This is a genomic window from Zhenhengia sp. (genome assembly GCF_046966505.1).
GTDB lineage: Bacteria > Bacillota > Clostridia > Lachnospirales > Cellulosilyticaceae > Zhenhengia > Zhenhengia yiwuensis.
Genome location: NZ_JBKVCH010000006.1, coordinates 1 through 12,988, shown reverse-complemented (window position 1 = coordinate 12,988; position 12,988 = coordinate 1). Strand labels below are relative to the sequence as shown.

The 12,988-nt window shown below is 35.7% G+C and carries 12 protein-coding genes and 3 tRNA genes; 4 read left to right on the top strand and 11 right to left on the bottom strand.

Annotated elements, in window-relative coordinates:
- Nucleotides 1-9: 9 nt before the first annotated feature.
- Both ACLTBU_RS08325 and ACLTBU_RS08320 read left to right on the top strand, forming a co-directional pair.
- Nucleotides 10-924: a TIGR01212 family radical SAM protein gene (locus ACLTBU_RS08325; RefSeq protein ID WP_412218524.1), complete on the top strand. Its 915-nt coding sequence runs from the start codon at nucleotides 10-12 to the stop codon at nucleotides 922-924.
- Between the two features lie 65 nt (nucleotides 925-989).
- Nucleotides 990-1,514, top strand: coding sequence for a DUF4364 family protein (locus tag ACLTBU_RS08320; protein WP_177671530.1), 525 nt, complete (start codon nucleotides 990-992; stop codon nucleotides 1,512-1,514).
- An 86-nt stretch (nucleotides 1,515-1,600) separates the two neighbouring features.
- Here ACLTBU_RS08320 and ACLTBU_RS08315 read toward each other — a convergent pair.
- From ACLTBU_RS08315 to tig, 9 genes are all read right to left on the bottom strand, one after another.
- Nucleotides 1,601-1,675, bottom strand: a tRNA-Pro gene (locus ACLTBU_RS08315).
- Nucleotides 1,676-1,683: 8 nt separating this feature from the next.
- A tRNA-Gly gene (locus tag ACLTBU_RS08310) sits at nucleotides 1,684-1,756 on the bottom strand.
- A gap of 81 nt (nucleotides 1,757-1,837) precedes the next feature.
- Nucleotides 1,838-2,026 carry a hypothetical protein gene (locus ACLTBU_RS08305; RefSeq protein WP_177671531.1) on the bottom strand — a complete coding sequence of 63 codons (189 nt, stop codon included), beginning with the start codon at nucleotides 2,024-2,026 and terminating at the stop codon, nucleotides 1,838-1,840.
- 184 nt (nucleotides 2,027-2,210) lie between these two features.
- Entirely contained in the window at nucleotides 2,211-2,819 is a 609-nt protein-coding gene (gene yihA, locus ACLTBU_RS08300) for a ribosome biogenesis GTP-binding protein YihA/YsxC (RefSeq protein WP_412218523.1), read from the bottom strand.
- A gap of 9 nt (nucleotides 2,820-2,828) precedes the next feature.
- Nucleotides 2,829-5,144 (bottom strand): endopeptidase La, encoded by a 2,316-nt coding sequence (gene lon / locus ACLTBU_RS08295; protein WP_412218522.1) that lies wholly within the window; start codon nucleotides 5,142-5,144, stop codon nucleotides 2,829-2,831.
- 75 nt (nucleotides 5,145-5,219) lie between these two features.
- On the bottom strand, nucleotides 5,220-6,863 hold the full coding sequence (lonB, locus tag ACLTBU_RS08290) for an ATP-dependent protease LonB (protein ID WP_177671534.1): 1,644 nt from the start codon (nucleotides 6,861-6,863) through the stop codon (nucleotides 5,220-5,222).
- A 92-nt stretch (nucleotides 6,864-6,955) separates the two neighbouring features.
- Nucleotides 6,956-8,239: an ATP-dependent Clp protease ATP-binding subunit ClpX gene (gene clpX, locus ACLTBU_RS08285; protein ID WP_177671535.1), complete on the bottom strand. Its 1,284-nt coding sequence runs from the start codon at nucleotides 8,237-8,239 to the stop codon at nucleotides 6,956-6,958.
- Between the two features lie 17 nt (nucleotides 8,240-8,256).
- The gene (gene clpP / locus ACLTBU_RS08280) at nucleotides 8,257-8,838 is read right to left on the bottom strand and encodes an ATP-dependent Clp endopeptidase proteolytic subunit ClpP (RefSeq protein WP_177671536.1); all 582 of its coding nucleotides are present in this window, start codon (nucleotides 8,836-8,838) and stop codon (nucleotides 8,257-8,259) included.
- A gap of 45 nt (nucleotides 8,839-8,883) precedes the next feature.
- Entirely contained in the window at nucleotides 8,884-10,182 is a 1,299-nt protein-coding gene (tig, locus tag ACLTBU_RS08275) for a trigger factor (RefSeq protein WP_177671537.1), read from the bottom strand.
- Nucleotides 10,183-10,410: 228 nt separating this feature from the next.
- On the opposite strand from tig, the gene ACLTBU_RS08270 reads away from it, so the two are divergent.
- On the top strand, nucleotides 10,411-10,842 hold the full coding sequence (locus ACLTBU_RS08270; protein WP_177671538.1) for a hypothetical protein: 432 nt from the start codon (nucleotides 10,411-10,413) through the stop codon (nucleotides 10,840-10,842).
- A 74-nt stretch (nucleotides 10,843-10,916) separates the two neighbouring features.
- On the opposite strand, the gene ACLTBU_RS08265 is transcribed toward ACLTBU_RS08270, so the two are convergent.
- The gene (locus ACLTBU_RS08265; protein WP_177671539.1) at nucleotides 10,917-11,459 is read right to left on the bottom strand and encodes a DJ-1 family glyoxalase III; all 543 of its coding nucleotides are present in this window, start codon (nucleotides 11,457-11,459) and stop codon (nucleotides 10,917-10,919) included.
- A 190-nt stretch (nucleotides 11,460-11,649) separates the two neighbouring features.
- Here ACLTBU_RS08265 and ACLTBU_RS08260 point away from each other — a divergent pair, with 190 nt between their 5' ends.
- The gene (locus ACLTBU_RS08260) at nucleotides 11,650-12,105 is read left to right on the top strand and encodes a CYTH domain-containing protein (RefSeq protein WP_412218519.1); all 456 of its coding nucleotides are present in this window, start codon (nucleotides 11,650-11,652) and stop codon (nucleotides 12,103-12,105) included.
- Nucleotides 12,106-12,777: 672 nt separating this feature from the next.
- Here the strand turns inward: ACLTBU_RS08260 and ACLTBU_RS08255 are convergent.
- Nucleotides 12,778-12,849: transfer RNA gene (locus ACLTBU_RS08255), tRNA-Gln, on the bottom strand.
- Nucleotides 12,850-12,988 lie beyond the last annotated feature (139 nt).

Here is a 12,988-nt window from a genome sequence, read left to right as displayed (position 1 = left end):
GATTTTCTAATGTCCAAGCTAAGAAGATTTTATAGCTTAAATGAATTTTTACAAGAACGTCATGGTGGTAAAGTCATAAAACTTTCTTTAGACGGTGGCTTTACATGCCCTAATAGAGATGGCAAAGTTGCAAAAGGAGGTTGCATTTTTTGTAGTAGTCGTGGAAGTGGCGATTTCACAAGTCATATGGCCCCTTCTATTACTGAGCAAATGAAAGATAGTATTACGCTCCTTTCTAATAAATGGCCTAATGTGAATAAGTATATGGCTTACTTTCAGTCTTATTCCAATACATATGCACCTTTATCGGTTCTTAAAGCCAAATATGAAGAAGCCTTAAACTTTCCTAATGTTGTTGGAATTGCCATTGCAACTCGTCCAGACTGCTTATCTGATGAAATTATAGACTATCTTGCAGAGCTTAATACACGTACACATTTATGGATAGAACTCGGACTTCAGACTATTCACTCACATACAAGTGCTTTTATTAATCGTGGTCATGATTTAGCCTGCTTTGATGAGGCCGTTCATAAACTCCATGCCAAAGGTATTGAAGTAGTGGCTCATATGATTATAGGCCTTCCTGGCGAAACTATAGAAGATCAGCTTGAAACAGCTAGATATATAGCTAAACTGCCCCTCCAAGGTGTCAAACTGCATATGCTTCACATTGTAGACAACGCACCTCTTGGTAAGCTCTATCTAAAAGAACCTTTTGATCTACTTACTGAGGATGAATATGTAGTACTTATTGGTGAAATCCTAAAAATATTACCTTCTGATTTTGTCATTCATCGCCTTACAGGAGATGGAGATAAAAAACATCTTATTGCACCTTTATGGACAACACGTAAGACATTAGTCCTTAATCATATTCATAAATACCTTAAAGAAAATAATATCTACCAAGGATGTCTATAAACACATATTGTATTTTTTTTCACTTTAATATACAATATATATTAAAAAGCGTGAGGAGGTGGCCTATGCTTAATACAAATGATGATTTTACTATTAATAAATTAACTGTCCTTTATCTTCTATCTGAAGTGAAAATGCCTCTTACACTTTCCCAAATCACGCAAATTGTTTTAGAAAGAGGCTATACAGATTATTTTTCCATGCAACAGTCTCTTAATGAGCTCGTAGCTTCTGGACTTATTATCAAGTCTACTGAAAACAACGCTTCTTGCTTCGACATTTCAGACAAAGGACTCCAAACGTTAGAATTCTTTGCAACACGTATTCCAAGTTCTATTCGTGTGGAACTTGATACATTTATTGCAAGTAATTGGCGTCAATTACGCACTCAGCGTGATGTATTTGCAGAGTATATTCCATCTAAAGAACACGAATATATTGTTCACTGTAAAGTCACAGAACATGATTCTGTACTCATTGATTTATCTATAAATGTAGCTTCTAAGAAACAGGCTATTGAACTATGTGAAAACTGGAAAAATAACTCAGATAAAATCTATAGTGAACTCTTACAAATTATTTCAAAATAAAAGCTGCCAAAAATAAACTCTTTGGCAGCTTTTATTTCATTAGAAAAAGAAAAAGTCTAGATTTTACAATCTAGACTTTTGTATCATCGGGGTGACAGGACTCGAACCTGCGGCCTCCTGAACCCAAATCAGGCGCTCTAGCCAAACTGAGCCACACCCCGAAAATAAGAGCGCGAGACGGGACTCGAACCCGCGACCCTCTCCTTGGCAAGGAGATGCTCTACCAACTGAGCCACTCGCGCATATCACATTTATTTGACTTGTGTCATCCATCTGACAAGAATTATATTATCATATCCTCTTACTCAAGTCAAGCCCTTTTATCAAATTTTTTCCTCTTCTAGAAAACAGTTTCCCATCTCTTCTAATATACTGCTAATCTTATCGTCTATATAAATTTTAGGAATTCTAGCTTGTCTCACTTCTTGTACTACTTCTTCTTGGTGATCTTCTAATAAAGATAGATCTAACCGTCCATTTTTTAAATAATAGGTTTTAAAATACTCTCTCATAACTCCGCCCCCTTATATCCATATTATACCATTTAGGAATCCTTACTTCAACATCTACCCTTACCTCTTTATATTGTAGAAATGTACACTTTCCTAGAATATAAGAAAACAGGAGCTTTGCAAAAATTCTTTTTCACAAACGCCCCTGTTGCTTATTCCATATAAGTTTCTCTAAAGCTTAATTTTAAATTTCTTCTCCTTGTTCAAAGTCTTCTACCACTTTATCAAGTACACTCCAAATCTCCTCTTTCCCTTGTTTCGTAACAGCTGAGAATGGAATAATCATATCTTGTGGTCTTAGATTAAGACCTTTTTTAATCATAGCTATGTGCTTTTGAATTTGACTACGATTGATCTTATCTGCTTTAGTTGCTACAACAATAACTCTATTGTAATAATGTGCTACCCAATCATACATCATCTTATCATTGCTACCTACTTCATGGCGAATATCAATAAGTAAAATGACATCATTTAAGGTTTCTCTATGTGTAAGATATCCTTCAATAAGCTTACCCCATTTTTCACGCTCAGTTTTAGAAACTTTGGCATAACCATATCCTGGAAGGTCAACAAATCGAAGTCTATCTTGAACTCCATAAAAATTAATCGTTTGGGTTTTGCCTGGTTGTGAACTTGTTCTTGCAAGTGCCTTACGATTTACAAGACAATTAATCAGTGAAGACTTACCAACATTTGACTTCCCTGCAAAAGCCACTTCTGGCATTGTCATCTCTGGGAATTGATTTTTATTTCCGGCTGTAATAATCAGTTCTGCTTTTGTTACGTTCATTTTTTCCTCCTAGCGCTCTGCAAAAACGTGTTTCAGTACATCATCCATTGTCTCAGCATAGATTACTGTAACATCGTCTAAAACATCGCTGCTAATTTCCTGTATATTTTTCTCATTTTCTTTTGGGACAATTACTTCAAAAATACCTGCACGTTTAGCCGCTAGAATCTTCTCTTTTAGTCCGCCAATAGCAAGTACCCTTCCTCTAATTGTAATCTCACCTGTCATAGCAATATCATTACGTACTTTTTTATTTGTAAGCGCTGAAATAATAGCTGTAGCCATTGTAATACCTGCTGATGGTCCATCTTTAGGTACTGCACCTTCTGGAATATGAATGTGAATATCTATCTGTTTATAAAAATCTTTAGAAAGCCCAAGAGCAGGTGCTTTTGATCTGATATAACTCATAGCCGCTTTAGCAGACTCTTTCATTACGTTACCCATATTGCCTGTAAGTTCAAAAATACCTTTTCCATCCATTACATTCACTTCAATAGAAAGTGTATCTCCACCTACAGCCGTCCATGCAAGTCCACGTACAACTCCCACTTGAGGCTTCGCATTTTTTTCTTTATAAGTTACTCTTTCTGCTCCTAAATAGTTTTGCACTTTTTTAGTGTTAATAGTCACAGACTTTTTGTTTTCACGAAGCATCTCGCGTGTTGCTTTACGACACAGTGTACCAATTTGTCTTTCTAAGTTTCTAACACCAGCTTCTCTTGTATAATGCTCAATGACATAATTAATAGCATCTTTTGACATTTTAAAACTTTTCTTATTTAAACCATGCTTTTTCATTTCTTTTGGTACAAGATAACGATCAGCAATCTCTATCTTCTCAATTGGTGTGTAACTATTCACTTCAATAATTTCCATACGGTCAAGAAGCGGCCTTGGAATAGTGGATAAAGTATTTGCTGTTGCTACAAAGAGTACCTTACTTAAATCTAAAGGCACTTCAAGATAGTGGTCTCTAAAGCTATGATTTTGAGCACTATCTAATACTTCTAATAAAGCTGCAGCAGGGTCACCTCTAAAGTCACTCATCATCTTATCCACTTCATCTAAGAGCATAAGGGGATTGCTAGAGCCTGCCTCACTAAGAGCATTTGCAAAACGCCCTGGCATAGCTCCTACATAAGTTCTACGGTGCCCTCTTATTTCTGCTTCATCTCGTACACCACCTAATGATATACGGACATAGTTTCTACCTGTAGCTTCTGCTATAGAACGTGCAATAGAAGTTTTACCTACACCTGGGGGGCCTACTAAGCACAAAATAGGTGCACCTATAGCTTCAGTAAACTTTCTTACAGATAAGAAATCTAAAATACGCTCTTTAACTTCTTCTAATCCATAGTGATCTCTTTCAAGTACAGTTTCTGCATAATCAAGCTCTATATTTTCTTCTGTAACATGACTCCATGGTAATGCTAAAAGACTTTCAATGTAACTTCTAATCATACCACTTTCAGGAGAACTGCTTGGCACTTTTAAAAGACGACCAATTTCTTTTTCAATCTTATCTTTTACTTCTTCGCTTAGTTCAAGCTCTTCCATTTTAGCACGGTACTGCTCAACATCAGCTTTTACACCATCCTTTTCCCCCAGTTCTTCTTGAATAACTTTAAGCTGTTCTCTTAAGTAGTATTCTTTTTGAAGTTGGTCAATATTATCTTTTACTTTGCCTTGAATCTCTTTTTGTAGTTCTAAAATCTCTACTTCAGACTCTAATACTTCAAGCACTTTATACATACGCTGAGCAGGCTCTAAACACTCTAAAATTTCTTGTTTACGTGTAACTTCTAAAGGGATGTTTGCTACAATAAGATCCATAATTTCAAGTGGTGAACTTGCTCCTAAAATACTATACACCATTTCCATAGAGAGTTTCGTATTAAGACCTGCATAACGTTCAAAAAGCTCTCCTACGCTACGCATCAGCGCCTCTGTTTCAGGTGTATCTTCTGCTTCTTTTTCTTCAATTTCCTCTATGTAAGCTTCAAGGTACTGCCCATTTGCTACTTCAAGTACTCTCGCTCTTTTAATCCCCTCCACCAATACTTTAATTATAGGTGGTTTTTGTTTAACAATCTGTTTAATCTTTACAAGAGTACCAATATCATAAATTTCTTCATGGTTTGGATTTTCCTGCATTGTATTTTTCTGAGTCACCAGTAAAACATACTCATCTTTTACCATGGCCGCTTCAATAGCTTTTAATGATTTATCTCTTCCCACATCAAAATGAATAATCATATTTGGAAAGACTGTAAGTCCCCTTAAAGGAATTAAAGGTATATGTTTTCTCTCTTGTGTCATACTTTTGTCCTTTCTCTCTATAAATAAGGAGCGCTCTACTTATAGACTCCTTAAGTAAAGCCACTCCTATTTGAATTATGCATGCAATATATTTTCAGCTTTCTGCGTAATAGGTATATCCCAAAGATAACTTACCACTTCTTTAACAGTTTGGGCTGGGATAATCTCTATCCCTAACTCTGCAAAAGTACCTTGCATATTCTCTTTTGGAATAATAACCGCCTTAGCTCCCGCCTTCTTAGCAGCAAGAATTTTCTCACTGACTCCCCCTACAGGATAGACTTCCCCATGTATAGTAACCTCTCCTGTCATAGCAATATTACCTGGAACAGGTTCATTAAATAGTGCAGAATATAGCGCACTAAACATAGCAATACCTGCTGATGGGCCATCAACAGGAATACCTGATGGGAAATTGACATGTATATAATAATCTTCATAGTCTATTTGATATTGTGTTTTCATTAAGGTTAGTACATTTTCTAGTGAGCTATAAGCCATACTCTTACGTTTTGCTTTACTATGCTGCATAGTAAGTTCTTCTTCTTCAATAACCCCTGTAATATTAATATGCCCCTTACCTGATGCTACTTTCTTGGCTACCGCTTGAACTTCTAACACCATACCTGCTGATGTACTCATAACACCTAGTCCATTGACCTTACCTATATAATAGCCTGTATTTAGTTTTTTGTGAAGTGCTTTGCTGTATCTACCAGACTTTACAATCCATTCAATGTCTGCTTTCTTAATATTACTTTGTTTATCATAAAGCATCTTATTATAAGCAGTTTGTAAAATACTTACAGCTTCACGCCCATTAGCTGCATAATCCGGAATCATCTCCTTCGCATCGGATTCGATAGACAGCTTCTCCCTGTCTATAACACGCTCTACAATCTTCATAATAGCTTCTTCATCTAAATCTTTAAAGAAGATTTCTACACACCTTGATCTAAGCGCAGGTGGTATCTCTTCACGTGAGCGTGTAGTGGCTCCTATAAGCCTAAAATCTGCAGGCAGTCCATTTCTAAAAACATCATGTATATAAGGTGGTGTATGCTCATCACTTGAGCTATAATATGCACTTTCTAAATAAACTTTACGATCTTCTAAAACCTTAAGAAGTTTATTCATCTGCACCTGATGAAGCTCTCCAATTTCATCAATAAACAATACGCCTCCATGTGCTTTAGTTACTGCTCCTGGCTTAGGCTGCGGTACACCAGCCTGACCATATGCACCCGCTCCCTGATAAATCGGGTCATGTACAGAACCCATAAGTGGGTCTGCTACACTGCGTTCATCAAATCTTAGCGTCGTGGCATCAATCTCAACAAACTTACTTGTGGAGGTAAAAGGAGAAAGCTCACACTTTTTAGCCATCTCCAGCGCTATACGTGCAGCAGCAGTCTTCCCTACTCCAGGGCTACCATAAATCAGAATATGCTGTGGATTAGGGCTACATAGTGCCGTCTTAAGTGCTAAAAGTCCATCCTCTTGCCCAATAATATCTTCTTCACTCTTAGGCCTCATTTTCTCTGTAAGCGGCTGAGTAAGCTTAATATATCTCATTCTTTGCATTTTCTCATACTTCTCTTGAGAATCGTTAAAAAGGTTAGTTTTAGACTGCCTTGTATTTCGAAGTTGTATTAAAAAATACAATCCTATTACACACGAAAAGAATATCTGTACCCCTATTAGTAATCCCTCTATCACTTTGTTGCCTCCTTACAATAAACATTTTTTAGATTATTGCCAGCAGACAAAAAAAGTATGCAAGACATTAAACGCCCTGCATACTTTTATGCTTAAGCAGATTCACCATCTGCTTTATTTTTTTTCTTTTTTGTTTCATCTTTATAAACAATCTCTGGATCTTTTTTATCAGTGATTGTTTCTTTATTAATGATAACCTTACTTACTTCTGAAGTCATTGATGGCACTTCATACATTACATTACGCATAACATCTTCTAAGATTGCACGTAATCCACGTGCACCCGTTTGACGTTCAATTGCAAGATTTGCAACTGCTTCTAATGCTTCTTCTTGGAATTCAAGATCAATGTGGTCATAGCTAAAGAGTTTTTGGTATTGTTTTACTAATGCATTCTTAGGTTTACTTAAAATAAGCTTAAGTGCTTCCTTATCTAAGCTATCTAAGCATACAATAGATGGAATACGACCGATAAACTCTGGAATAAGACCAAATTTAAGAAGGTCCTGTGGCTCTAAAGATTTAAGAAGCTGTCCAACAGTCTTTTCTTTTTTGCTCACAATACTTGCCCCAAATCCCATTGTTTTATGTCCAACACGATTTTCAATAATTTTATCTATGCCGTCGAATGCTCCACCGCAAATAAATAAAATATTAGTTGTATCAATTTGGATAAATTCTTGATGTGGATGTTTTCTACCACCTTGTGGTGGAACAGAAGCAACAGTTCCCTCTAATATTTTAAGAAGAGCCTGTTGTACACCTTCACCACTTACATCACGTGTAATGGATGGATTTTCAGATTTTCTAGCTATTTTATCAATTTCATCGATATAGATAATACCTACTTGAGCTTTCTCTACATCGTAGTTTGCAGCTTGAATAAGCTTTAATAAAATATTTTCAACGTCTTCCCCTACATAACCTGCTTCAGTAAGTGCAGTCGCATCTGCAATAGCAAAAGGTACATTCAGCATTTTTGCAAGTGTCTGTGCAAGGAATGTTTTACCTGAACCTGTTGGCCCTAAAAGTAAAATATTACTTTTTTGTATTTCCACATCGTCATCCTTGTGAGATGGTGCATTGATGCGTTTATAGTGATTGTATACAGCTACCGCTAAAGCTTTTTTAGCATCATCTTGGCCAATAACATATTGGTCAAGATGATCTTTAATTTCTTTAGGTGTCGGCATATCAAAGCTGTTACCACTCTCTTCTTCGCCTTCAAACTCTTCTTCTATAATTTCAGAACAAAGTTCAATACATTCATCACAAATATAGACTTGTGGGCCTGCAATAAGTCTTCTTACTTGATCTTGATTTTTCCCACAAAAGGAACATCTAAGCCCTTTTGTATCATCAAATTTACTTGGCATGCTCCACCTCTATTCTATTATTTTCTAGTGATTACTTCATCAATGATGCCATAAGCTTTCGCTTCTTCGGCAGTCATAAAATAATCTCTTTCTACATCATTCTTGATTTTTTCAAGAGGTTGCCCTGTGTTTTGGGCAAGCATTTCGTTCATTCTATTTTTAATTTTGATGATATGTTCTGCTTGAATGGCAATGTCAGTTGCCTGACCTTGTGCACCACCTAATGGTTGATGGATCATAATCTCTGCATGTGGAAGAGCAAAGCGTTTACCCTTAGCTCCCCCCGCAAGTAAGAAAGATCCCATGCTAGCAGCCATACCCATACAAATAGTTGATACATCACACTTAATATATTGCATTGTATCATAGATAGCCATACCATCTGTAATAACCCCACCCGGGCTATTAATATAAAGCATAATATCCTTATCTGGGTCCTCCGCCTCTAAAAATAGAAGCTGTGCAACTACGAGATTGGCTGTTACTTTATTAACCTCATCCGCTAAGATGATAATTCTATCCTTTAACAAACGTGAATAAATATCGTATGAACGTTCTCCTCTACTGGTTTGTTCAACAACAACTGGAACTAAGCTCATGTTTCACCCTCCCAACTTTTCTATTTTACCCAATTAATTCATTAATTATTTTGTTACAACGTTAGCTGTTGATGTAATGATTTCAGCTGCTTTTTGTACTCTAAGATCTGAAGATAACATTTCTTTTTCATAGCCACCGAATGATTTTTTAAGTTCTTCAGCATCCATGTTGTAACGAGCTGCAAGTTTTTCGATTTCTGCTGTTAATTCTTCGTCTGTAATAGTGATGTTTTCAACTTCTACTACTTTTTCAAGTACTGCTCTTGAGCGTAATTGGAACTGCGCATCTTTTTTGAAGTTTTCACGGAATGCATCCATGTTCATACCTGTGAATTGGAAGTATTGAGCAAGCTCAAGACCTTGTTGTTTCATACGCATTTCGAATTCTTTAACACTTCTATCTACTTGATCTTCAATCATGTTAGCTGGAATTTCTACTTTAGCATTTTCTACTGCTTTTTCAATTGATTGGTTTTCAATTTCAGCTTTACGGCTAGCTTCTTTTTGAGCAACAAGTTTAGCTTTAACATCTGCTTTGTAATCAGCTAATGTTTCAAATTCTGAAACGTCTGCTGCAAAGTCATCGTTGATTGCTGGAAGTTCTTTAACTTTGATTTCTTTAACTGTTACTTTGAACATAGCTGGTTTACCTGCTAAGTTTTCTGCATGGTATTCAGCTGGGAATGTAACGTTTACTTCTACTTCTTCACCAATGTTTTTACCGATTAATTGATCTTCAAAACCTTCGATGAATGATTTTGAACCGATTACAAGTGGGTAATCTGTTCCTTTACCTCCTTCAAATGCTTCACCATCAACGAATCCTTCGAAGTCGATGATTGTTTTATCTTGTGGTTCTACAGCACGGTCTGTTACTGTGATTTCACGAGCATTTTTCTCAGCTTCTTTAGCGATTTCCATATCTACTTCTTCATCGCTTACTTCAGCAGCTGCTACTTCAACTTGGAGGTTTTTATATTCACCAAGTTCAACTTCTGGTTTAACTGTGATATTTGCAATATATTTCATACCATCTTTTGACATTTCAGTAACTTCAATATCTCCTTGACGAAGACGTGCTGCCATATCGATTTTGTTTTCTTCTACAGCTTTTGCTAAAGTTTCATCAATGATGATATCTGCAGCTTTGTTGAAGAATACTTCTTGACCATACATTTTTTCAATCATAGCTTTAGGCACTTTGCCTTTACGGAAACCTGGCATATTGAAATCTTTTTTCATTTCATTGTAAGCTTTTGTTACTGCTGCTGCTACTACATCAGCACCTACCTCTACAGTAAGAGATACTATACTATTTTCTAATGCTTTTACTTCTGTATTCATGAAAGTGATCCTCCTTGGATTAAATATTCGTTAGGTTTAAGCATAAATATTGCATTATAAATTAACATTCCATAATTATAGCATAAAAGATGCAAAAAAGCTACTTCTATTCTTCATTATAAACTGAAAGCACTCAAGTTCCAAGTATTACATATAGTATGTATCTTTAAATTGTTTTATAATCAACTCATGTGATGTTTTGTATGGAAATTAGAAAGGATAGCCTTTATGGATATTAGCTTTAAACAGATCTATATGCAAAATATTTCCCCAAAGCTAATAGGAATAGATTTATTCCTTAAAACAAATGAAGCTCCATATAACCATGTAGAGGTTGCCCTTGTTCTAGGTATGCCCGTGCAAGAAGTTTTAAGTATTATGACCAAGCATAGTATTCCCTCTATTACTCTCGTAGACTTTTTCACGATCGTTATGCATTCTTCAAGTTATATCTGTAGACTCATTCAAAGACAATGGAAATATGCTCAAGTAGACCAATATACTCCTGAAATCCTGGCTGATATTTATGAAATCAATATTCATAAAGTACAAGCTGCATTTGATACACTTGATAAATCTTCTGTATCTTCACAGGAGGTTATGGATGTATTTAACAACATCTATACCTCTGTTTTTATTGTAAATAACGAGGTAAGATAAATTTTAATTTTTACATAAAAGAGCTACTATAGCACTAAATATTTAGTGCTATAGCAGCTCTTTTATCATTTGCATTAGATAATTAACATGCTTTGTTTGATTTGATTTGCTTTTTCCTCTCCTGAAATTACTTCTAAGAGTTTAAGTGCGAATTCAAAAGATGCACCTGCACCTTTACCTGTCACAATTTTATTACTTACTACAGTACGATCTTCAACATGTGTTGCACCGTATAAGAATTGTTCAAAGTTTGGATAGCAAGTTGCTTTTTCACCCTCTAATACACCAAACTTACCAAGTACACTAGGTCCAGCACAGATGGCTGCAACCCATTTATCAGCCGCTTTAAATTCAAGTACTTTTGATTTTACAAATTCACTTGCAAATAAATTATCTACTCCAGGAAGACCACCTGGTAATACTATCATACCTACTTCATCATAGTTAACTTCTTCTGCTTTTTGATCCATTTTCACTGTAATATTACGTGCACTTGTTACTTCTTCGCCGTCTACACCAGCCATAATAACTTCTACGCCGCCTCTTCTTAAAACATCAACTACACTTAAAGCCTCTACTTCCTCATAACCTGTTGCAAAGAACACTACAACTTTCATGCTGTCACTCTCCTAATTCTATAAGTCATTTTCTAGTCCTTATATTAGCATATTTTTAATATTAGTACAACTTTATGTGTGGTATAAAATACTATAATTCTCTAATCAAATCTAGCTAGTTTTTAATCTATATTTATTAGTCCCATTTATGGTACAATATAAGTAATTATTATTCTAGGAGGTAGCTGTCATGGAAATAGAACGTAAATTTTTAGTAAAAGAACTCCCTGACCTTAACATTTATCCTCACAAAAGAATTGTGCAAGGCTATATTTCCACAGATCCTGTCATTAGAGTACGCCAAATGGGCGATACTTATTGTGTATGCTTAAAATCTCAAGGCCATATGATACGAGAAGAATTTGAGCTTAGTATCACAAAAGAACAATGTGATGCACTCTGGCCAAAAGTAGAAAATTCTCCGGTGGAAAAAACACGTTATTTTATCTCACTAGATCATAACTTAATTGCTGAACTAGATGTATACCAAGGCCACCTTAATGGGCTTCTTACTGTAGAAGTAGAGTTTGATTCATCTGTAGATGCAGCAAATTTCATTCCACCTAGTTGGTTCGGTGAAGATATTACTCATGACAACCGTTATAAAAATAATCATCTTTCTGTTTATGGAATACCCACAACATAAATCATTCCACAAAGGAGTACCGTAAGCCTGTTACCAGGTATATAGTACTCCTTTGTATTTTTATTTCCATATTTCAAATCGCTATTCAAAATATACAGTACTTAACTCTGTTTTTATGCATTAAGTATAAATTCTTATTATCAATAAAATTTTTGACGCATTTAAGCCTCTCATCCGTATATATATAATTGTAAAGGACAAAACATATCCTAGGCTGTTATGTTTTTTATACTCTTAGAAAAGTTTATGATAAGGTTCCCCCTTCTCATTTATATAAGCTCTTCTAAAAAAACCTGTAACTGAAAGAGTGGTAGCTTTCTAATACAGGCTCATTCTTATAAGATTGTTTTACTGTAACCCCATCGTATCGATGCCATACTAGACGCAGACCAAATAAGTCGTTACCAGCCTAAGCCCCTTACCGTGATATATGGAACTGCCATCCCTTTCACTTATAGTAGCTTATGCTTTTCCCGCCTTACTTCCCCACTTATAGCATTGCTTCATACTTTAAAGTTTACATCCCAAACAATCACACTCTACCACCTTTAAAAGCCGATTTATAGAACTGTCATTTAAAGGGGGACGGTTTCTTTAGATCGGCTTTTTAGATAAATAAACAAAACAAGAAAGAGAGGTTCTACTAACGAGAACCTCTCTTTCTTATATAAACTGGGCTAGAAGGATTCGAACCTTCGGATGCAGGAGTCAGAATCCTGTGCCTTACCGCTTGGCGATAACCCAATATTATTTACTTTTTAAGTTTAACATAAACTTTCTGATAATTCAAGAGTGCAAAAAAATCGACTACCTAAGTAGTCATTTTTTACAGGGCTAGGAGGATTCGAACCTCCGAATGCAGGAATCAAAATCCTGTGCCTTA